21 protein-coding genes are annotated in these 21,028 nt (G+C 41.9%); 13 read left to right on the forward strand and 8 right to left on the reverse strand.

The window, feature by feature from the left end; all coding sequences use genetic code 11:
• Positions 1 to 105 precede the first annotated feature (105 nt).
• On the forward strand, positions 106 to 2,325 hold the full coding sequence (gene parC / locus FTU80_RS05970; protein WP_078189473.1) for a DNA topoisomerase IV subunit A: 2,220 nt from the start codon (positions 106 to 108) through the stop codon (positions 2,323 to 2,325).
• A gap of 149 nt (positions 2,326 to 2,474) precedes the next feature.
• The gene (locus FTU80_RS05975; protein WP_180084508.1) at positions 2,475 to 4,154 is read left to right on the forward strand and encodes a long-chain-fatty-acid--CoA ligase; all 1,680 of its coding nucleotides are present in this window, start codon (positions 2,475 to 2,477) and stop codon (positions 4,152 to 4,154) included.
• 57 nt (positions 4,155 to 4,211) lie between these two features.
• On the opposite strand, the gene FTU80_RS05980 is transcribed toward FTU80_RS05975, so the two are convergent.
• Entirely contained in the window at positions 4,212 to 4,601 is a 390-nt protein-coding gene (locus tag FTU80_RS05980; protein ID WP_078189471.1) for a hypothetical protein, read from the reverse strand.
• A gap of 107 nt (positions 4,602 to 4,708) precedes the next feature.
• Here FTU80_RS05980 and FTU80_RS05985 point away from each other — a divergent pair, with 107 nt between their 5' ends.
• Together FTU80_RS05985 and ppa are read left to right on the forward strand one after the other, a co-directional pair.
• Positions 4,709 to 5,107: an MAPEG family protein gene (locus FTU80_RS05985; RefSeq protein WP_078189470.1), complete on the forward strand. Its 399-nt coding sequence runs from the start codon at positions 4,709 to 4,711 to the stop codon at positions 5,105 to 5,107.
• A 115-nt stretch (positions 5,108 to 5,222) separates the two neighbouring features.
• A complete protein-coding gene (gene ppa, locus FTU80_RS05990; protein WP_078189469.1) occupies positions 5,223 to 5,759 on the forward strand; it encodes an inorganic diphosphatase in 537 nt (178 codons plus the stop codon).
• A 103-nt stretch (positions 5,760 to 5,862) separates the two neighbouring features.
• On the opposite strand, the gene FTU80_RS05995 is transcribed toward ppa, so the two are convergent.
• Positions 5,863 to 7,155 carry an OprD family outer membrane porin gene (locus FTU80_RS05995; protein ID WP_180084509.1) on the reverse strand — a complete coding sequence of 431 codons (1,293 nt, stop codon included), beginning with the start codon at positions 7,153 to 7,155 and terminating at the stop codon, positions 5,863 to 5,865.
• A 715-nt stretch (positions 7,156 to 7,870) separates the two neighbouring features.
• Between FTU80_RS05995 and FTU80_RS06000 the strand changes: the two genes are divergently transcribed.
• Complete coding sequence (locus FTU80_RS06000) at positions 7,871 to 8,647, forward strand: TorF family putative porin (protein WP_180084510.1); 777 nt, start codon at positions 7,871 to 7,873, stop codon at positions 8,645 to 8,647.
• 395 nt (positions 8,648 to 9,042) lie between these two features.
• The gene (locus FTU80_RS06005) at positions 9,043 to 9,774 is read left to right on the forward strand and encodes a TorF family putative porin (protein WP_180024227.1); all 732 of its coding nucleotides are present in this window, start codon (positions 9,043 to 9,045) and stop codon (positions 9,772 to 9,774) included.
• A gap of 43 nt (positions 9,775 to 9,817) precedes the next feature.
• Here FTU80_RS06005 and FTU80_RS06010 read toward each other — a convergent pair whose 3' ends face one another.
• Both FTU80_RS06010 and FTU80_RS06015 read right to left on the reverse strand, forming a co-directional pair.
• A complete protein-coding gene (locus FTU80_RS06010) occupies positions 9,818 to 11,308 on the reverse strand; it encodes a YifB family Mg chelatase-like AAA ATPase (RefSeq protein WP_180084511.1) in 1,491 nt (496 codons plus the stop codon).
• 66 nt (positions 11,309 to 11,374) lie between these two features.
• A complete protein-coding gene (locus tag FTU80_RS06015) occupies positions 11,375 to 11,602 on the reverse strand; it encodes an accessory factor UbiK family protein (protein ID WP_078189551.1) in 228 nt (75 codons plus the stop codon).
• A 278-nt stretch (positions 11,603 to 11,880) separates the two neighbouring features.
• Here FTU80_RS06015 and glnK point away from each other — a divergent pair, with 278 nt between their 5' ends.
• The 7 genes from glnK to FTU80_RS06050 all read left to right on the forward strand — a co-directional run bounded on the left by glnK (position 11,881) and on the right by FTU80_RS06050 (position 18,049).
• The gene (glnK, locus tag FTU80_RS06020; protein ID WP_067763174.1) at positions 11,881 to 12,219 is read left to right on the forward strand and encodes a P-II family nitrogen regulator; all 339 of its coding nucleotides are present in this window, start codon (positions 11,881 to 11,883) and stop codon (positions 12,217 to 12,219) included.
• Positions 12,220 to 12,280: 61 nt separating this feature from the next.
• Positions 12,281 to 13,672, forward strand: coding sequence for an ammonium transporter (locus FTU80_RS06025; protein ID WP_078192599.1), 1,392 nt, complete (start codon positions 12,281 to 12,283; stop codon positions 13,670 to 13,672).
• Between the two features lie 138 nt (positions 13,673 to 13,810).
• Positions 13,811 to 14,269: a transcriptional regulator NrdR gene (gene nrdR / locus FTU80_RS06030; RefSeq protein WP_067763170.1), complete on the forward strand. Its 459-nt coding sequence runs from the start codon at positions 13,811 to 13,813 to the stop codon at positions 14,267 to 14,269.
• A 36-nt stretch (positions 14,270 to 14,305) separates the two neighbouring features.
• Positions 14,306 to 15,409 carry a bifunctional diaminohydroxyphosphoribosylaminopyrimidine deaminase/5-amino-6-(5-phosphoribosylamino)uracil reductase RibD gene (gene ribD / locus FTU80_RS06035; protein ID WP_180084512.1) on the forward strand — a complete coding sequence of 368 codons (1,104 nt, stop codon included), beginning with the start codon at positions 14,306 to 14,308 and terminating at the stop codon, positions 15,407 to 15,409.
• Entirely contained in the window at positions 15,406 to 16,698 is a 1,293-nt protein-coding gene (locus tag FTU80_RS06040) for a DNA adenine methylase (RefSeq protein ID WP_078189462.1), read from the forward strand. The genes ribD and FTU80_RS06040 overlap by 4 nt, the downstream gene beginning before the upstream one ends.
• A gap of 33 nt (positions 16,699 to 16,731) precedes the next feature.
• Positions 16,732 to 17,391 (forward strand): riboflavin synthase, encoded by a 660-nt coding sequence (locus FTU80_RS06045; RefSeq protein ID WP_078192598.1) that lies wholly within the window; start codon positions 16,732 to 16,734, stop codon positions 17,389 to 17,391.
• 112 nt (positions 17,392 to 17,503) lie between these two features.
• Positions 17,504 to 18,049, forward strand: a complete 546-nt coding sequence (locus FTU80_RS06050) for a VTT domain-containing protein (protein ID WP_180084513.1) — start codon at positions 17,504 to 17,506, stop codon at positions 18,047 to 18,049.
• Positions 18,050 to 18,111: 62 nt separating this feature from the next.
• Here the strand turns inward: FTU80_RS06050 and FTU80_RS06055 are convergent, their stop codons facing one another.
• The 4 genes from FTU80_RS06055 to FTU80_RS06070 all read right to left on the reverse strand — a co-directional run bounded on the left by FTU80_RS06055 (position 18,112) and on the right by FTU80_RS06070 (position 20,999).
• Positions 18,112 to 18,330 carry a hypothetical protein gene (locus FTU80_RS06055; protein WP_180035948.1) on the reverse strand — a complete coding sequence of 73 codons (219 nt, stop codon included), beginning with the start codon at positions 18,328 to 18,330 and terminating at the stop codon, positions 18,112 to 18,114.
• A gap of 142 nt (positions 18,331 to 18,472) precedes the next feature.
• On the reverse strand, positions 18,473 to 19,111 hold the full coding sequence (locus FTU80_RS06060) for a hypothetical protein (protein WP_180084514.1): 639 nt from the start codon (positions 19,109 to 19,111) through the stop codon (positions 18,473 to 18,475).
• Positions 19,112 to 19,150: 39 nt separating this feature from the next.
• Positions 19,151 to 19,558 (reverse strand): DNA polymerase III subunit chi, encoded by a 408-nt coding sequence (locus tag FTU80_RS06065; protein WP_078189457.1) that lies wholly within the window; start codon positions 19,556 to 19,558, stop codon positions 19,151 to 19,153.
• Positions 19,551 to 20,999 carry a leucyl aminopeptidase gene (locus FTU80_RS06070; RefSeq protein ID WP_180084515.1) on the reverse strand — a complete coding sequence of 483 codons (1,449 nt, stop codon included), beginning with the start codon at positions 20,997 to 20,999 and terminating at the stop codon, positions 19,551 to 19,553. Before FTU80_RS06070 ends, FTU80_RS06065 begins: the two co-directional genes overlap by 8 nt.
• Between the last annotated feature and the right edge of the window lie 29 nt (positions 21,000 to 21,028).

Here is a 21,028-nt window from a genome sequence, read left to right on the forward strand (position 1 = left end):
ACACAATTTGTCGCAGAGTGTTAGATCATCCCCTTGTATAGGGGACACCTGCGACATAGCATAAGAACCCAATAAAGAACGAACAATTTAGGATTACAGGTTGTTATGACAAGCCTTGCGCATCATGCGACAGAAAACCGTTCCGTAGCAGAATTTACCGAACAAGCATATCTCAACTACGCCATGTACGTGATTATGGATCGTGCATTGCCACATATCAGTGATGGTCTAAAACCCGTTCAGCGTCGTATCGTCTATGCGATGAGCGAGCTCGGGTTAAAGCCAACGGGTAAGCCAAAAAAATCTGCACGTACGGTTGGTGATGTACTGGGTAAATACCATCCTCACGGTGACTCAGCTTGTTATGAAGCCATGGTCCTCATGGCGCAGCCGTTTAGTTATCGCTATCCATTTATTGAAGGTCAGGGAAACTGGGGCTCACCAGATGATCCGAAATCCTTCGCAGCGATGCGATATACCGAAGCAAAACTGTCTGCATATAGTGATTTATTATTGTCTGAGTTAGGACAAGGAACCTGTGATTGGCAGGATAACTTTGATGGTTCGATGAAAGAGCCAGTGAATTTACCAGCACGTGTTCCAAATATTTTACTCAACGGCACAACGGGTATTGCTGTGGGTATGGCAACGGATATTCCACCGCATAACTTACGTGAAGTGGTGAAGGGCACCATCGCCTTAATTCGCAATCCAAACTTAACCGATGAAAAAGTCGCAGAATATATTCCTGCACCTGATTTGCCTACACGTGCGGAAATTATTACTTCTCCAGAAGAATTACTCAAAATTCAAACCACGGGTCGCGGTAGTTATCGAACTCGTGCGGTGTACAGTATTGAGAAAAATGAAATCGTGATTACGGAGCTGCCGTATCAGGTTTCAGGTTCGAAAGTGATCACGCAGATTGCAGATCAAATGCAGGCGAAGAAGTTGCCATTGGTCACGGACTTACGTGATGAGTCAGATCATAAAAACCCAACACGTTTAGTGATTGTCCTGCGCTCAAACCGTATTGATGCTGAATCAGTGATGAGTCATCTATTTGCAACCACTGACTTAGAGTCGAGCTATCGTGTCAATATGAACATGATTGGCGCTGACGGTCGTCCGCAAGTGAAATCGATCCGCCGTATTTTGTTGGAATGGATTGAAATCCGTAAAAATACCGTAACACGTCGTTTGACTTATCATCTGAATAAAATTGAAAAACGATTACATATACTTGCAGGCTTGATCATTGCCTATCTGAATATTGATGAAGTGATTCGTATTATTCGCGAAGAAGATCAGCCTAAACCGGTGTTAATGACACATTTTAATATCGATGAAATTCAAGCCGAAGCCATTTTAGAACTCAAGTTACGTCATTTGGCAAAACTTGAAGAAATGGAAATGCGCCGTGAACAAGAAGAATTGGAAGCCAAAGCTGCCATTATTCGTGAACAATTGGCGAATCCTGAATCATTAAAAGCATTGATCATTAATGAACTTAAAGAAGATGCGAAGAAATTTGGTGATGACCGCCGTTCTCCAATTGTGAAACGTGCAGAAGCCCATGCGATTAATGAACAAGATATGCTTCCTGCAGATCCTGTGACTGTGGTGTTGTCTGAAGCGGGTTGGATTCGCTCGGCGAAAGGTCATGAAGTCGATGCTGAGAACTTAAATTTCCGTGCAGGTGACCAATATCTCAGCCATGCGCAAGGTAAATCAAATCAACGCGTTTATGTCTTAGATGATGCCGGTCGTAGCTATGCTTTGGGCATCAATACTTTACCATCCGCGCGTGGTTTAGGTGAGCCTCTGAGTTCTAAACTTGCACCTGCAAGTGGTGTCGGCTTTAAACAAGTATTTATTGCTGAAGATGAAACAGAAGTCTTGGCGATGAGTAGTAAAGGCTATGGCTTTAAAACCCAAGCCAAAAACCTCGATACCAATGCAAAAGCAGGTAAAGCCTTCCTTACCTTATCTGAAGGCGCGGCGGTCATGAATTTAACGGCGATTGAGAATGCAACACATCTTGCACTCCTCAGTTCTGCGGGTCGTTTGCTGTTGGTTGAACTTGATGAATTACCAGTATTGAATAAGGGTAAAGGTAATAAATTGATACAACTTGAGGCAAAAGATCAAATTGTATCCATGACAACTTTGAATTTAGATGAAATAATTCAAGTGCTTGCAGGAAATCAACAATTAAAGCTTAAAGGCGACGATCTGCAAAAATATGTGGGTAAACGTGCATCGAAAGGCGTGTTGTTACCACGTGGATATCAAAAAGCAAATAAACTGTTCATTCAAAGATAATACTAGCATCCATGGAACGAAATACGTTATATATGCTGTTATTCGTGAAATGGATGCAATATTAAGCACAAACAAGTTAAATAATGACCGCTTAATATTGAAAAAAAACAGTTGGATTATTAAGGATTACGACAGGAGAATTGGGCGTTATGGAAAAGATTTGGTTCGCTGAATACCAAAAGACAGGGATTCCACAAACTGTAGAATTACCCGCAGAAAATACCTCATTGGTCGATATTTTTGAGCGTAATTTCCAGAAGTTTGGCTCAAGAGATGCCTTTATCTTCATGGATAAAGTCTTAACTTTTAAAGAACTTGATGAAGCAAGCCGTAAATTTGCAACCTATTTGCAAAGTTTAGGTTTGGCACAAGGTTCACGCGTTGCAGTTATGATGCCGAACGTTCTTCAATATCCTGTTGTTGCATTAGGTGTATTCCGTGCTGGACTGGTATTGGTCAACGTGAATCCACTGTATACCTCTCGTGAGCTTGAACATCAATTAAATGACTCTGGTTCAGAGGCATTGGTTATCATTGAAAACTTTGCATCTGTTTACCAAGCGATTATTGGTAAAACCCCAGTAAAACACGTGATCGTGGCATCTGTGGGTGACATGCTCGGTACACTGAAAGGTACATTGGTTAACTTTGTATTACGTTCAGTACGTAAACAAATTCCAGCTTGGAACATTCCAGGTCATATTCGCTTTAATGCAGCAATGTCTAAAGTGAGTGCAAACAATTACAAACGTCCAAACTTAACTCTAAGTGATACTGCAGTACTTCAATATACTGGTGGTACAACTGGCGTATCTAAAGGCGCAGAATTGACACATCGTAACCTTGTGTCAAACATGTTGCAGTGTGATGGTATTTTCCAAAGTAAATTTGGTCAGCAAGATGGTCAGCCAGATGATCGTATCTTCTGTGCATTACCGCTGTATCACATCTTTGCATTTATGGTGTGTGCACTTTACGGCATGTACAAAGGTCAGGCGAACGTATTGATTCCTAACCCGCGTGACCTACCTGCGGTAATGAAAGAATTACGTAAATACCAACCTTCATTCTTTCCAGCAGTGAACACTTTGTTTAATGCTTTGGTGAACAATGAAGAGTTCAAGCAACTTGACCACAGCAAGCTAAAAATGGCGATGGGTGGTGGTATGGCAGTACTTCCTTCGACTGCAGAAGCGTGGAAGAAAGTTACCGGTACCAATATCATCGAAGGTTATGGTTTATCAGAAACTTCACCTGTTGCAACTGCAAACCCTCCAGCATCAATGGAATTCAGCGGTACGATTGGTATTCCATTACCACTGACTGAAGTTGCTATTTTAGATGATGATGGCAATGAAGTTGCTCAAGGTGAGCAAGGTGAAATTTCGATTCGCGGTCCTCAGGTTATGAAAGGCTATTGGAACCGTCCAGATGAAACTGCCAAAGTAATGACGGCGGACGGTTTCTTCCGTACTGGTGACATTGGTGTCATGGATCCACGCGGTTATGTGAAGATTGTAGACCGTAAAAAAGACATGATTTTGGTATCGGGTTTCAACGTTTATCCTTCTGAAATTGAAGAAGTTGTTGCAAAACATCCAAAAGTACTAGAAGTTGCTGCGATTGGTGTTCCTGATGAAAAATCAGGTGAAGTACCTAAATTATTCGTTGTGAAAAAAGATCCATCTTTAACGACTGAAGAAGTTTTGGCATTCGCAAAAGAAAACTTAACTGGCTATAAACGCCCACGTTATGTTGAATTTATGGATGAATTACCAAAATCGAATGTTGGTAAGATTCTACGTAAAGATTTGCGTAAAACAGCATAATATAATGCATAAAAAAAGCGCCTTCGGGCGCTTTTTTATCGCTTTTAATTTAGATCATTAAAGCTTGCCTTTATTCATCGACCAGCGATCAAAGTAGCGACGTCCTACACCAAAAACACCTAAGAAAATAAACATCGCGCCGAACTGACGACTAAAGCCAGATTGGTTATAGCTGCCATAGGTTAAAATATTGTCGACTAAACAATATAGTGCAATGACAATGACCCAATGCCAAAGGGGAAGTTGCTTGATGGAAACTGCATAGAATGCAATCCACATGATGACAAAGCTGAAAACAGTCGACCATACATTTAAGTTGGCACAAATCACAGCAAGTAAAAATGCAGTCACAGGAATGACAATTTTTAAAACACGATCGACGCGAAGCTGATGGCGTTTTTGCTCTTCAAGAACTTCAAATAATTGATCTTGATCAGAAGTGCTCATAGAGGATCCTTTCATCTGCCGATTATAAAAACACTATATTTAACAAAAATTATTCACGAAATGCCATGTTATTATAGCAGCCATAAAATCTTCCTGAGAAAAAACACATGCACAGCATCAGTGGGATCATCTATCTCATTTTGGCCGCTTGTTTATTGCCATATGTATTTACATTTATTGCGAAGCGAGCTGCAGGTTTTAAGTCGAGTGATAATCAAAATCCACGTGAAGTTTTAGCGCGCTCAACAGGATTGGCGAGCCGCGCACATGCAGTGCAGCAAAATAGTTTTGAAAGTTTACCTTTATTTATTGCGGCTATTCTAATGGCCGAATACATGGTGATTCATCAACAATACATCATGACCTTTGGGATTGCCTATCTCGTTTTACGTGTCATTTATGGGCTATGTTATTTAGCCAATTGGGCAACTTTACGTTCAATCATTTGGACCTTGTCGATGTTATGCCCAATTTGCCTGATGTTATTGGTCATTAAATTAAGCTAAATGTTCTGCTTGATGATTAAATTATCAGCATGATCGCTAAAATCACAAAAAAAGCGATAAAACCGTTATAATTGTGCCGGATTAAAAGATTTAACTTTGTTTAAAGAGTGATGCTATGAGCTACAGCAATATCCCAGCGGGTAAAGATGCACCAAACGACATCTATGTCATTATTGAAATTCCTGCAAATGCAGCACCAATCAAATACGAAATCGATAAAGATTCTGATGCGTTATTTGTAGACCGTTTCATGGGTACTGCAATGTTCTACCCAGCGAACTATGGTTATGTTCCAAATACATTATCTTTGGATGGTGACCCACTAGACGTACTTGTGGTTACTCCACATCCAGTAGAGCCAGGTTCTGTAATTCGTTGCCGTCCTGTTGGTAAATTGAACATGGAAGATGACGGTGGTGTTGACGCAAAACTCGTTGCTGTTCCACACGACAAATTGACTCCGCTTTATAAAGATGTTCAAGAATATACCGATCTTCCTGCATTATTGATCAATCAAATTGAACATTTCTTCCAACACTACAAAGACTTAGAACCTGGTAAATGGGTTAAGTTAAGTGGTTGGGAAGGTGCTGATGTTGCGAAACAAGAAGTACTTAGCTCAATTGAAGCTTACAAAGCTGCGAACAAATAATATTGTTTTAAGCTGAGCATCGTTGTTATATGAAAACGATGCTCATAAAAAAACCTGCACACTGTGCAGGTTTTTTTTTCGCTATCTTAGAGTAGCTGCGAAATTAAAATAATTTCACAGGAATGTCTAAGAATAAACGCCATTCGTTTGTATCACCGATATAAGCATTTGTTTGGTAATCATCGCTAGCACGGTAGTATGAGTGACGAACACGTAAGCTTGCATCTTTGGCAAAACCAGATTGAACAGTATATTTCACTTGGTTAAAGAATTCGCGTTCTTGTGCATCGTCAGTTAAGCCAGCAACTTTGATGTCCCAACCATATACAAATGCAGTTGTCCAAGTTAAACCAGGAACATTCATACCCGCAAAGTTATATGTGTATTGAACCTGAGCAGATTTTTCATCATTACCGATGAAGTCAGATAGATAAGAGTTTGGTAGGTAGATACTTTGACCGCCATCAGCATTTTCGCCATAGTCATAACCAGTGTTGCCACTGTTTTGTTGGTAAGCCAACATTACGTTATGGTTACCCGTGTTATACGTACCTGAAACCGCCCAAATCGAGTTTTGACGATCTGAGTCATCTGCAACGATTTGTGAATAAGTACTACCTTCTTTGTCCCATTCTGTATGGTAACCACTAAAGTCAAAAGTTAATGTATCTTTGTTTGCTAATGGGTAGGTATAGTTCACATTTGCATAATGGCGCTCAAGCGCTTCTTTGCTGTCTAAACCGTAGTATGACGCATTAAGCTGATCATTAAATTTGTATTTAGCACCCCAAACAATTGCGCGGTCTAATTTACGACCATCTGTATCAATTTGGTCTGAGTATTGGTTTTTAGTGAATTTACCAGCTGTCAGTTCTAAACCATTAATTTCACGGCTTGTTGCTAACACACCTTCAAAATATTCAGGAACCAAACGAGCTGTATTACTTGCAAGTACAGGTAGATCTAGAACTTGAGTACCATAAGTCACAGTTGTATTTGAAATACGTGCTTTTACGTTCGCGCCACCACGAGCCCAATGATCATAAGTATCACCAGAGTTTTCTTTGCCATTCAACGTTTCACGAGGAATCATGTTGTTGCCGGCATTGTTGTTGTCACCGATTTTAAATGAACCATCACCAACAACACCTACACCAAAGCCAACAACACCTTGAGTGAAGCCTGAATCTAATTTCACAATCGCAGTTTGTGCCAGTGAGCTAGTGTCATCTACACCATTTTTCTTATCACGTTTGATGTAACCTGTACGGAACAATACAGAGCCTTCGGCATCTTCCACAAAGCCTTTAGATTCACTTTGTTCGCTAGCAAAAGCAGTAGAAATAAGAGCAGCGTTTACTAAGACTGCAAGTGTTAGTTGTTGAGCTTTAAGCATTGGGAGAGAGCCTCATGCAAATTTGGTTAATATGTAGTGCGATTGTATATTTTTTCTTAAAAAAATCACTATTTTTAATGCGCTTATTACACTAAAGTTAGAAAACATTCAGATCATCGGTCAATCTGTAATAAGCAAATGTTTCGTATGTTATTGTTGTTTAACAAATAGTTTATTTAAATTGAATATATATTAAGCTAAAGAGAAGTTTATTCATTGCTTATCATAAAAAAATATAAAAAATGGTAAAAACTTTCATTTAACTTTCTGATTTATCATCATTCTTCGCGACAAATTGTGCTGAATCTAAATTCGTATTTTGATCAAAAAGTATAACAATGGCTGAGGTGCATGGCATCACTGTTCAGGCACAGTAAGCACCGTTGGCGTGTTTTTTGTAAATAGAGAATGACTTTTAGCGAAGTCGTCAGAAATTTTTCCTTAAAAAAACAGTTCAATAAAAGATGATAATATTCGTGATAAATACATATAAATGAATGCATTAAATCATTGTTAAAGACTAGAACAAGATAAAAGATATTTTATGAATCAAAAGCTTGGTTTTTACTGTTTTATATAATCTTACCTTTGTTTTTAAATGATTTAATTTATCAAAATAAGAAAAAAGGGGCTATACAGGGCGGTAAAATCGATTAAAATCGGCGCTAAATTTTACTCAACCCAATCCACGATCGATCCGATGTGGGGACTAAACATGATTCAATTTTATAAAAAAGCAATTTTAAGTATTTTAGTGATCCTAGCTACAGTCCCTGCATTTGCAGAACAAACTGAGCAAGCTACAACGGCACAAGGGAATTGGTCTGGAAGTCTGGGCGTGGTAAACAAATATGTGTACCGTGCGAGTGAAGAAAATGATCAAGCGGCTTTACAAGCCGGACTTGAATATGCACACAACAGTGGGCTGTTCGCGGGTTATTGGGGTTCTACACTCAACTATGACCCTACGGACGATAGTCAGTCACATGGTTTTGAACATGATTTCTATGTCGGATATGGACGTGAAGTGAATGAAGATTGGAGCTATAAGTCACAAGTGATGGCCTATGTCTATCAAGGTGGCGGTTCAGTTTATAACGATGACCGCTCTGAAAAGCGTCGCACAACGGGCGTCGAATTTATTCAGGACATAAGTTATAAAGATTTAACTGCAAGCATGGCTGTATTGTTGTCTGATGTTAATTATGGCAACGCAGGAGATGTATATCTGAATGCTGCTTATAGCTATGCATTACCTTATGATGTTTCATTAAATTCATCGCTCGGCGTTTCTGTTTTTAATGACAGTCGTGATGACAGCCTATTAACAACCACAGAAGATGTGGTGTTCACTGAAGCACGTTTAGGCTTGAGTAAGCCGATTGCTGATACTGGATTTGAAATTGCTGCTGACTATGTATGGGGCGGTAAAGATCGTGAAGGTGAGCAATTAGACGATAACGTTGTGGTTGGATTGACCTATTCTTTCTAACATTAACGAGTTGATCGTATTCGGTCATATTCTTGAAAGTGCATAATGGTGATTGTGCACTTTTTTTATGCATTTTTGAGATCGGTGTTGAAAAAATATACTCAAAAAAGCGCATTTTTAAAATCCTGTTACAACTATCAACCCGAAGATTTAAATAATCTGAATAGTTGACAATCTACATTCTAAAAAAATTGTAGAGAAAAAAGTTTAAATAGGATAATTAAAAAATAATTAATAAAAACAGTAATATATTGGTTTTTCATAAACCAAAATGGTGACTTTTATAAAAAAATATGCGCTTATTTTTTAAACATGGCACAGCGCTTGCTAATACCTCATTGAGTTCAACGAAATAACCAAAAAATACGTCGTCGCACGATGTGGGGGAACAAACCATGAAATTTGCACTTAAAGCTTTATCAATCGCTGTACTAGGAGCAGCATCGACGTTTACTTTTGCTGAAGCACCTGCTTCTGAGCATTCTGTATCCGGAAATATCGGCGTACTGTCTAGCTATAATTTACGTGGTATTACCAATGTGCCTGAAAATAGCGGCGCAACTATTCAAGGTGGTTTGGACTATAGCCATGCGTCAGGCTTCTATGCTGGGTACTGGGGTTCAACTTTAGATTATGCACTTGGTGAAGAAGGACGTGATTCTTTTGAACATGACTTTTATGCAGGTTATAACGGCAAAATTACTGAAGATTTAGGTTATACCGTCGGTGGTACGTATTATTACTACTATGAATCGGATGTTGATTCAGATGGTTTCGAAACACTCTTAGGATTGAACTACAAAGACTTTAGCGTAACTGCGCAAACCTTAACGCAAAATACGACTTGGGGTAACAAGGGCGATACGTATATCTTAGGTAGCTACAGCTATGCATTGCCAAAAGATTTCACCCTAAATACTTCATTGGGCCTATATGCATATGGTGATGATGACGAATTTGTAGAAACCACTGAAGACTTTGGCTTCCGTCATTTTACAGCAGGTTTAAGCCATCCATTGGGTGACACAGGCGCGAGCGTAAATATGGATTATATCGTGGGTGGTTATGACCGTCTGGATGAAAAACAAAAGAATAAAGTCGTATTTGGCTTGAAATACGAATTCTAATTTTAAAAAGCATTAAAAATGGCGACCTAGGGTCGCCATTTTTTTAAGTATTGAGCTGGCTTCGATAGGACAGTGCTTCAGAAACGTGTTGAGCTTGAATGTGTTCACTTTGAGCCAAGTCGGCAATGGTTCTAGCCACACGTAAGACGCGATGGTAAGCACGTGCAGATAAATTCATTCGCTGCTGGGCTAACTGTAAAATATTCTGTGCAGTAGCATCCAAAACTGCCTGTTGCTCCAATTGCGTCGGCGTGAGTGCCATATTGGATTTTTGCTGACGCTCTATTTGTAATTCATAGGCACGAATGACACGTTGCCTAACCGTACTTGAACTTTCAACCTCTTGTGAACTTTGTAATTCATGTGCTGCCAGTGGCGGGACATCTATATGTAAGTCAATACGATCTAATAATGGACCTGAAATACGGTTTTGATAGCGTTTAATACTTTCAGCACTACATTGACAGCGGCTGTCTTGGTTAAAGGCATAGCCGCATGGACAAGGATTCATTGCCGCAATCAGTTGAAAATTTGCAGGGAAGGTGATTTGACGAGAAGCCCGTGAAATCACAATTTCTTTGGATTCGAGTGGTTGCCGTAACACCTCCAATACCTTTCGATCAAATTCAGGCAGCTCATCTAAAAATAAAACTCCTAAATGTGCCAAGGTGATTTCACCCGGTTTAGGATTTGATCCGCCTCCGACGAGGGCGATCGCAGACGCAGTATGGTGCGGCGCACGAAATGGACGCTGCCCAAAATGATGATTTGCACCTGCAATGGAATAAATACTCGCGACTTGCAAATTTTCTTGCATATCTAAGGGCGGAAGAATGCTGGCTAAACGCGAGGCGAGTAGCGTTTTGCCTGTGCCCGGTGGGCCACGAAATAGTAGGGAATGACCGCCTGCAGCTGCAATTTCTAAAGCACGACGTGGTCTGAGTTGACCTTTCACATCAGATAAATCAAAAGGATAACTGTGTTGATTGGCTGACGATGTCGAGGGATGGCTACTGATTAAGGCTGAACGACTTAAATGTTCACACACATCCTTAAGATGCTGCGCAGGAAAGACTTGGAACTCCGGCAGTTGCGCCGCTTCATCGGCATTGAGTGCCGGTAGAATCAGATGATGCCCGATATGCTGACAGGCAATGGCTATACTTAAGATGCCACTGACAGGTCGTAAATAACCATCAAGTGCTAATTCTCCAATAAATTCAAAACCATCTGCTGCATTTTCAGGAAGTTGTCCCGACGCGATCAGAATCCCTAAAGCTATGGCTAGATCTAAACGTGAACCATCTTTCGGTAAATCTGCGGGTGCAAGATTAATGGTCAGACGTTTGGTTGGGAACTGAAAGCCGCTATTAATAATCGCAGAGCGAACACGGTCTTTACTTTCACGGACGGCGGCCTCAGGTAGGCCAACAATGGTCAATGAAGGCAGACCTTGGCTGACATGGACTTCAACTTCAATTTGGGGTGCATTTAAGCCGAGCAAACCCCGAGTATAGATTTTGGCAAAAGACATATTATTGTTCCGTTATGGTGCATTATTTTTAATCGTTATGCGTCTTTTGTTGCACTAAAAAGGTGCTTATTTTTTGTTCTGAATTTTTTGTTCGAGTTCTTCGACGTGTTTCAACAATTCATTTAAACGTAAATTGGCATTATTCAGTGCAGTACGTTGGCGTTCGATTTCTTCTTTCGACACGAGATCCATTTTGCTCACAGCTTCATTGAGTAAGCTGCGAAGATTATGTTCGACGTCTTTTTTCGGCTGATCGATTTGTTCTAATATCGCTTGTAATAAGGTTTCAATCATTGTTGTGACCATCCTCAGTGATTTGGTGGCAGCAGTTTAACATCGCCACATTCATGACCATAGTGCTTTCATTTAAATATGCGTTTAATCGATCAGTAAAATCGTAATTCTTCTAGTAAAAACGTCTATTTTTATAAGCATACGCAAGATTATCCGTATAAAATAGGTTATAAAGAAATCTCATGCTGGGCTGACTATTTTCCCCCGACTGTAGTCATATTGGCATGAAAATTGAACATAAAACCTTACAGGTGAAATAAGCCGAAGGAAAACAAAACATGAAGCTCGTAACTGCAATTGTAAAACCTTTTAAATTAGATGACGTGCGTGAAGCACTCTCTGAAAATGGTGTTCAAGGGATCACTGTCACTGAAGTTAAAGGCTTCGGTCGCCAGAAAGGTCACACTGAACTTTATCGTGGTGCTGAATATGTGGTTGATTTCTTACCAAAAGTAAAAATCGAAATCGCAATCAGTGATGAAATGGTCGATACCGTAATTGAATCAATTACTCGTGTTGCAAGCACAGGAAAAATTGGCGACGGTAAAATTTTTGTAAGCAATCTGGAACAAGTCATCCGTATCCGTACTGGTGAAACAGGTGCAGATGCCGTTTAAAAAATTGGCATGAAGTTTGCTGAGTAGCTAATAACTCAGAAAATCAGGTCGGGGGATACGAATGAAAAAGATGCTAATTGCACTCGGCTTGTCCAGTGCACTTTTAGGTGGTTCTGTTGCGTGGGCTGAAGAAAGCGCAACAGCACCTACAGAAGAAGTCACAGTAGTTGATACTGCAAATACAACAACGCTAAATACAATAGAAGCTGCAGTTCCAGTTGAAGCAGCGCCAGCACCTGCAGAAGAAGAGCCTAAGCTCGATACAGGTGATACAGCATGGATTTTAGTGTCCACTGCACTTGTTTTACTCATGACAATTCCCGGTTTAGCATTATTTTACGGTGGTATGGTCCGTAAGAAAAATGTACTCAGCACGATGGCACACAGTTTCGTTGCGGCAGGTGTCGTGAGCTTAACGTGGGTGATTGTGGGTTATACCTTAGCATTTGGTGAAGGTAATGCCTTTATCGGTAGCTTAGACAAATTTATGTTGTCGGGTATCACCACAGAAGCCTTGTCCGGTACGATTCCAGAAATTCTTTTTGTTATTTTCCAAATGACATTTGCCATCATTACCGTTGCCATTATTAGCGGTTCGATTGCAGAACGTATGAAATTCGGTGCTTTCGTTGCGTTCATCGCAATTTGGAGTGTTGTGGTTTATGCACCAATTACCCACTGGGTATGGGGCGGTGGTTGGTTAGGAAACGACGGTGCGCTTGATTTTGCGGGTGGTACGGTTGTTCACATCAACTCGGGTGTTGCGGGTCTTGTTGCAGCGTACATGCTTGGTAAACGTATGGGGCTTGGCCGTGAATCTATGGCGCCACATAACCTAACTTTAACTGTCATCGGTGCAAGCCTTGTATGGGTAGGTTGGTTCGGTTTCAACGGTGGTTCTGCACTGGGTGCAAATGGTTCAGCTGGTTATGCATTGGTGGTAACACAAGTTGCAGCAGCGGCAGCAGCAGTGGCATGGTTAATTACTGAAAAAGTGGTTCGTGGTAAAGCGTCTGTCTTGGGCGGTGCTTCTGGTGCGGTAGCTGGTCTTGTGGTGATTACACCTGCGGCAGGTTTCGTAACAGTTGGCGGCGCTCTAGCGATGGGTCTGATCGGTGGTGTGGTTTGCTTCTGGGGTATTACTGCGCTGAAACGTGCGTTGAAAGCGGATGACTCTTTGGATGCGTTTGGTTTACATGGTGTCGGTGGTATCGTGGGTGCGATCCTTACAGCATTCTTTGCCAGCGAATTCATCATGGGTGATAAAGCACCGAGCAACTTAATGCATCAATTATGGGTTCAAGTCGAAGGTGTACTAGCGACTATTGCTTACTCAGCTGTGATGACATTCATTATCTTGAAAGTGATTGATCTAGTGATTGGCATCCGTGTTGAAGCTGATGACGAACGTATGGGTCTAGACTTAAGTCAACATGGTGAACGTGTAGAATAATAAGATCACAGTAAATCAATATATTGTGTAAAACAGCCCGAAAGGGCTGTTTTTTTTCCATATCTAGCGTAAAGCTCTACAAATTTCAAAATTTTTGCTACACTCTAAATCCATTCGGATTTGTTCAATTTAACCGCTATGCATTGTCCATTTTGCAACGCTGAAGACAGTAAAGTGATTGACTCACGTCTTGCTGCTGAAGGCTGTCAGATACGCCGCCGCCGTGAATGTATTAGTTGCGGTGAACGTTTTACAACTTTTGAAAGCTATGAAGTGGTGATGCCGCGTGTCATCAAGTCGGATTCAAAGAGCGAACCTTTTGATGAAGCCAAGCTCCGCCGCTCGCTGATGCATGCCTTGCAAAAGCGTCCAGTAACGCAAGAGCAAATTGAAACAGTACTCAGTGATATTCAATTGCAAATTCGCCGTTTGGGTGAACGTGATGTGAAATCACGCACCATTGGTGAAATTGTCATGCAGTCATTGTTCGCTTTAGATCATGTGGCTTATGTACGTTTTGCTTCTGTGTATCAAGACTTTCAAGATGTAGAAGCTTTTCGTCGTCAAATTGAGCAAATGCAGCAGCGTGAGCACTAATGTACATCTGCTTCCATTTTTATCATGAGTGATTACATGTCTGAGTTAGATCAAGTGACTTTGCAGCAGCATCAACAGTGGATGCGGCGTGCAATTGCATTGGCACAGCAGGGGCAATACAGCACTCGTCCCAATCCCAATGTGGGCTGTGTAATTGTCAAAGATGGTCAATTGGTTGGTGAAGGCTTTCATCCCAAAGCGGGTCAGCCGCATGCAGAAGTCTTTGCAATGCGTGATGCAGGTGAGGCCGCACGTGGCGCAACCGCTTATGTGACTTTGGAGCCTTGTGCACACTATGGACGTACGCCACCTTGTGCCAAAGGTTTGGTGGAAGCAGGTGTTGCTCAAGTCGTTGTGGCCTGTCCTGATCCCAATCCATTGGTTGCGGGTAAAGGTGTACAAATCCTACGTGATGCTGGCATTGACGTGATCACAGGTATTTGTGAAGCAGAAGCGCATCAATTGAACTCGGGCTTTTTAAAAGCCATGGCGACGGGCATGCCTTATGTCCGCCTCAAAGTTGCATCAAGCCTTGATGGGCGTACGGCCATGGCCTCGGGTGAGTCTAAGTGGATTACTGGTGCAATGGCGCGACAAGATGTACAACATTGGCGTGCGATATCAGGTGCCGTAATCACTGGGATTGAGACTGTATTAGCCGATGATTGCTTACTCAACGTACGTCAGCTCGATGAGGCTGTTGACATGCATAACGTGGTTCAGCCGCAACGTATCGTGCTAGATCGCCAAGGCCGCTTGCCATTAACTGCAAAAATATTGCAGCAACCTGAAACCGTGATGGTCATGGGGCCATATCGTCAGGAACTTGCTGACTTGGGCGTGGTACAATTTGAAATTCAGCCATTGGCCGATCTGTTAGCAGTCTGTGTTCAACAGTTCCAAATTTATGATGTCCTTGTGGAAGCTGGTGCGACACTTTCGACCGCTTTCTTACAAGAACATTTGATCGATGAAATGATCAGTTATGTTGCACCGACCTTGTTGGGTCAGTCAGCACGTGCGATGTTTAATGCGGAATTTGACCGCATGGCAGAGCAGCTTCGATTTAAGCTGAAAGATGTCACTCAATTGGGTGATGACATCCGCTTAAGGTTAATCCCTTCTCAAGAGACGCTATGAATTCAGAGTCTACGGTTTATCACAAACGTCGTCATGCGGCTCGTACCACAGACGAATATCTTTTCCATCAGTTGGTTCCTTATTTGGGAAACAAACGCCGTCTATTACATCTGATTTTAGAAGCACTTGAGCAAACGGGAACCTTAAAACGCGAAGATGGTCGTGCGCCGATATTTGCTGACTTTTTTGCAGGTTCGGGTGTGGTGTCACGGTTGGCACGTCAAAACGGCTATCGTGTTATTGCCAATGACTGGGAACCCTACAGCCATGCCTTGAACAGCGCGATTCTCTCTTGTGTTGAAGCACCAGCGTTTAAAGAGTTGGGTGGCTATCAGAAAGCCATCGATTATCTGAACCGTTTGCCAGAAGTGAAAGGTTGGGTGACCCATAACTTGTGTCCACGTAATGATGAAATCTACGATCCGGCACGTGACCGTTTATTCTTTAAACGCCGTAACGGTATGCGTATCGATGCGATTCGTCAGCAAATTGCAACTTGGCAGGCTCAAGGCGCGATTGATGATGTGGAAATGAGTGCTTTATTAGCGCCGTTATTGTATTCAGCAAGTTTTGTCAGTAATACCAGCGGTGTATTTAAAAGCTTCCATCATGGTTGGGGCGGTAAAACCCAAGCGGCATTAGATCGTATCGGTTCTTTGTTATGGCTGACTCCAAGTCGTTTTTGTGAAATTGGTGATCCGAAAAAACCCGCCGCTGAAATGTGGTGTGTCGACGCACAGCATTTGGCTAATCAAATGAGTGGCTTTGAAGTGGATGTGGCTTATCTCGATCCACCATATAACCAGCACGCTTACAGCAGTAACTACCATGTGTTGAATGCTTTAACGTTATGGGATCAGGTGGATTTACCAACACCAGACACCAAGGGTTTTAAGAGCGGAATCGATCGTGCATGGCGTAAAGAACGTCCAAGTCCATATAATTCTTCGAAGCATGCGAAAGAAGCTTATGAAAAATTATTAGAAACCATCAATGCACGTTACATCCTGACGAGCTATTCAACCGATGGTAATATCAGCGCCACAGATTTGTTACAAGCCAATTTAAAACGTGGTCGAGTAAGCTTATTGACGCAAGATGTACCACGTTACCGTGTGAGCAAGCAGCGTCAGTCTGAACGTGCGCGCGTACTAGAGTTTATTGTCATCACGGATACGCATGCCAAATCAGGTCCACCAATCCGTCAGTTGTTGAGTCAATTGCACCATTTTGCAGAATTAGGTGGTGTCGATACCTCTGGCGTGAGCACGCAACTTGATTTGTGGTAAAAATCATCGCCCCATATTTTTCAGGGATTGAACATGTTTACAGGCATTATTGAAAGTCTAGGTAAAGTTGAAAGCATTCAAAACGTGGGTGGCGATGTCCGCTTGCGTATCCAGACAGATTTAGACATGTCGGATGTGCATTTGGGGGATTCTATTGCCACCAATGGCATTTGCTTAACCGTGATTGACTTTGGTAGCAATTGGTATGCAGCTGATGTATCACGTGAAAGTTTAAATCGGACCACTTTGGAACACTGGAAAGCAGGGCAGGCAGTAAATGTGGAAAAAGCCATGTTGCCGACCACGCGTTTTGGTGGACATATTGTCAGTGGTCATGTCGATGCAGTGGGTGAAATCACTCAAGTTCGTTCAGATGCACGTTCAATTTATTTTGAAGTGACCGCACCGAAAGAAATTGCACGCTATTTAGCAGAAAAAGGCTCTGTGACCGTAGACGGTATTAGCCTGACGATTAACCATTTACGTGGCAATGTGCTAAGCTTAAATTTAATTCCGCATACGGCGGAACGAACCAATATTGGCACATGGAAGGCTGGGGCTAAAGTGAACTTAGAAGTGGATGTTTTAGCACGTTATATTGAGCGTTTATTGCTCGGCGATAAAGCCGCTGAGACCACAGCGCAATCGAAAATTAGCTTAGATTTTCTCGCTGAAAATGGCTTCTTGAAATAAGTTGATACCGAAGAAAACCAAACAGTCTGATTGAAAAATTAGACTGTTTTTTTATTTTTGGTGATAATGCGTCGCGGAATGACATATATGATGAATAATCAGACAGGTGATAATGATTGATTTCTTACTGAATCTGGAACAGTGGTTACCCATGTTATTGGAAAATTATGGTGTGTGGATTTATGCCATTTTATTTCTGGTGATATTTTCAGAAACGGGTTCAGTATTTATGTTCTTCCTGCCAGGAGACAGCCTGTTGCTTGCCATCGGCGCATTATGCTCAACAACGGAAGTGGTGCATTTACACACCATGGGGCTGATGTTATTTGTCGCATCGGTCTTGGGCTACTGCGTCAATTACTATATGGGCAGCGTGTTAGGCATTAAGTACTTTAATAAGCACACACGTTACTTTAAGCCCGAATATATGGTCAAAACCAATAAATATTTTATGAAGCATGGCGGTAAAACGATTTTAGTCGCACGCTTTGTACCTTTTGTACGTTCTTTTGCGCCTTTTGCCGCTGGGTCTGCGCGCATGAGCCTCGGTACATTTATGTTCTATAACGTGCTGGGTGGTTTCATCTGGATTGGATTATTACTTGGTATTGGTTATTTCCTAGGACATACCGTTTCTGCAGTTGCAGATTTGGTCTAAGCCAAACTTAGACTGAGAAAAAGCCCACTGTTGTGGGCTTTTTTTATGGAGTCGATGACAACTTAGTGTTTTGTAACGGTCACCACATCAAGGGTTTGAAAAATCGAGCTGCGGGGCAGTTGCTGAATGCTAAAACCACCTTTTTCTGATTCACGGCTGAGATACACCGAAATACTATGAAAGTCTGAATGACTCAGCCAAAGATCTTTGGCACGAATGTCCCATTGTTCTCCAGCAGATAGAGAGGATATTTTCTGGGTAATCTGGTGAATGATGTCCATATTGAATTCCCATCTGGATGCATGATTATATCTTTAGGATGCCTGAAGCATTGTGTTTTGAGGGACAATGCTTCAGCCATATGAACATCATGTTGCAAATACATGTCAGTTTAATGACAGTGACCAGATTTCGATGGACGGCTTAAGATGCTTGGGACGATGTAGATTCTGTCGAAAAATTGGAGTTTTCTAAGATATAGTTAATTTCTTCTTGTGCAGCAGCTTTCAATTTTGCACGGAAATCACTGACGGCTATTTCGATTTGCGTTTCTGCCTCAAGTTCCAAACGCACGCGTACACTTTCAAGTTCTGACAACATTTGTCCTTCGCTAACCGATAAGCTTTGGCTTAATCCCGCTAAACCCGTTTCAGGGTTTTTATGATAGCGAGCGGCATAGTGTTGTACTTCACGATCAAGATTATGCTGCATCATGGTGAGCGCTTGCGTTTGTGCAGCAAAGCGTAACTCTTCGTCACGTTTCAGTTGTTCTGCATAGGCTTGTTCAGCTTCACGTTTTTCTTCTAAGGCTTTTTCTAAAGCCAATTGTTTACGAATGCGAGCATCTTCAATCAGCTGTGCTTTCAAATCTGCATAGGCAGACTCAATTTTGTCAAAAGACACTTGCTGCTGCTGTTGGTCATTGACCAGCCATTGTTGAATGTCTGTACTGGGATTGAGTACATCGCAAACGCGACCAAGGTCATCAATAAAGGTCTGACGAATAGCTTCAGGTACTTTTAACCAGCGCTGTTTAAAGTCTGGACCGACATTCAATGCCATGGTGCATCTCCTTGCAAATAGGGTAAAACCAATATCACGTTAAAGTTTGTGGGTCTGTGGTTGAACGCCCAAACGTCGATATTGTTTATATTTTTCACGCCCGATAATTTTAGCGGGTTCGTTATTTTCAATAATTTCGATAATGTGACTAAAACTTGCGAACTGTTCAAGTGCTTGATCGTTAAAATTAAACACAATCCAGTCGGCTTGCTCAGGCAATTGGGCAGAAATACAGACCGTTGCCTCGGCTTGATCGATACCATGGGGAATGAAACCTGTGTGATCGAAACTCCACAGGCGTTCATCAAGTTGTTGCTGTAAGTCTGGGTCAGCACAATGTAGCCAAATACGTACAGGCTGACGCAGAATCTTACGGCATAAACGACAAGTGCTTTCGACTTGTCGTTCAGGACTTTTTTCAAATAAATAAAAGCTAACTTTAGCCATTCGCTTGAGCACGATTCGCTAAGAATTGCATTAATAATGGCACAGGACGACCTGTTGCGCCTTTATTTGCACCTGAGTTCCATGCAGTCCCAGCAATGTCTAAATGCGCCCAACGATATTCACGCGTAAAGCGTTGAAGGAAACATGCAGCGGTCACAGAGCCTGCTTTTGGACCACCAATGTTGGCAATATCTGCAAATGGAGAATCAAGTTGTTCTTGATAATCTTCAATCACGGGCATACGCCATACGCGGTCAAAGCTGTGTTGACCCGCAGCAGTCAATTCAGCCGCAAGTTCATCATCCGGAGTGAACATACCAGTAAGGACTGAACCCAGTGCTACGACACATGCACCAGTGAGGGTTGCAATATCAATCACCAGTGCAGGATTAAAGCGTTTTACATAGGTCAAGGTATCGCACAGAACCAAACGACCTTCGGCATCAGTATTTAAAATTTCAACGGTTTGACCGCTCATGGTGGTTACGATGTCGCCCGGGCGAGTGGCATGACCAGACGGCATGTTTTCTGCAGCAGCAATTGCGCCGACCACATGAATCGGTAATTTCGCTTCACATAACGCACGGATAGTACCCAAAACTGATGCAGAGCCGCACATGTCGAATTTCATTTCGTCCATGCCCGCACCCGGTTTAAGTGAGATACCACCCGTATCAAAAGTCACGCCTTTACCAACAAGCACTACAGGGGCTTCTTCACGATTTGAAAGGTATTCGATGGTAATAATACGGCCTGGACGGTCAGAACCTTTGCTCACAGCAAGGAAAGCACCCATACCGAGATCAGCCATTTGCTGTTCATCGAGTACAGTCACTTTGAGTTGATCCGGAAATTCAGCTGCAAGCGCTTGAGCTTGTTCGGCTAAATATTCAGGGAAGCAGATATTGCCCGGACGGTTACCTAGGTCACGGGTAAAACTTTGACCTGATTGAACTGCAGAAATTAAGTCAAGCTGTGCAGTGGTTAATGGACTTTCAGCAGCGATTAAATGGATCTGCTCCAAAACAAATTCATTTTTCTTTGATTTGTATTCATCAAATGCATAAGCCGCTTGCGTCAGGCTAAGTGCGAATAAATAATGTTGTTCTTGTGGTAGGGCAGAGATATCCACACTGATCTGTTTGAATTTTTTTTGTGACGCTTTAATAATGGTTTGTGCAATTTTTGCAAATTTATTGACCTGTAATTCAGCAACTTTGCCAAGGCCTAAAAGAGCGCTATTGCGACAAGCGGCAATGTTCGCCACCAAAGGCAGGCTTTCATTGAGTGCTGCTTTAAATTGAGTCGCGTCAATTAAATTATCTAAATCATTGATTTGATATGAAGTAGCTGCATTTGTAACGTGCTCAGAATCTACTAATATCAACAAATATTGGCTGGACGCATTCGCTTGGAATGACGTATTAATAGAAAGTTTCATGTGCGGTATTTATGCCTTGTTAAATTTAT

The organism is Acinetobacter sp. YH12145 (genome assembly GCF_013418335.1).
GTDB classification, from domain to species: Bacteria; Pseudomonadota; Gammaproteobacteria; order Pseudomonadales; family Moraxellaceae; genus Acinetobacter; species Acinetobacter amyesii.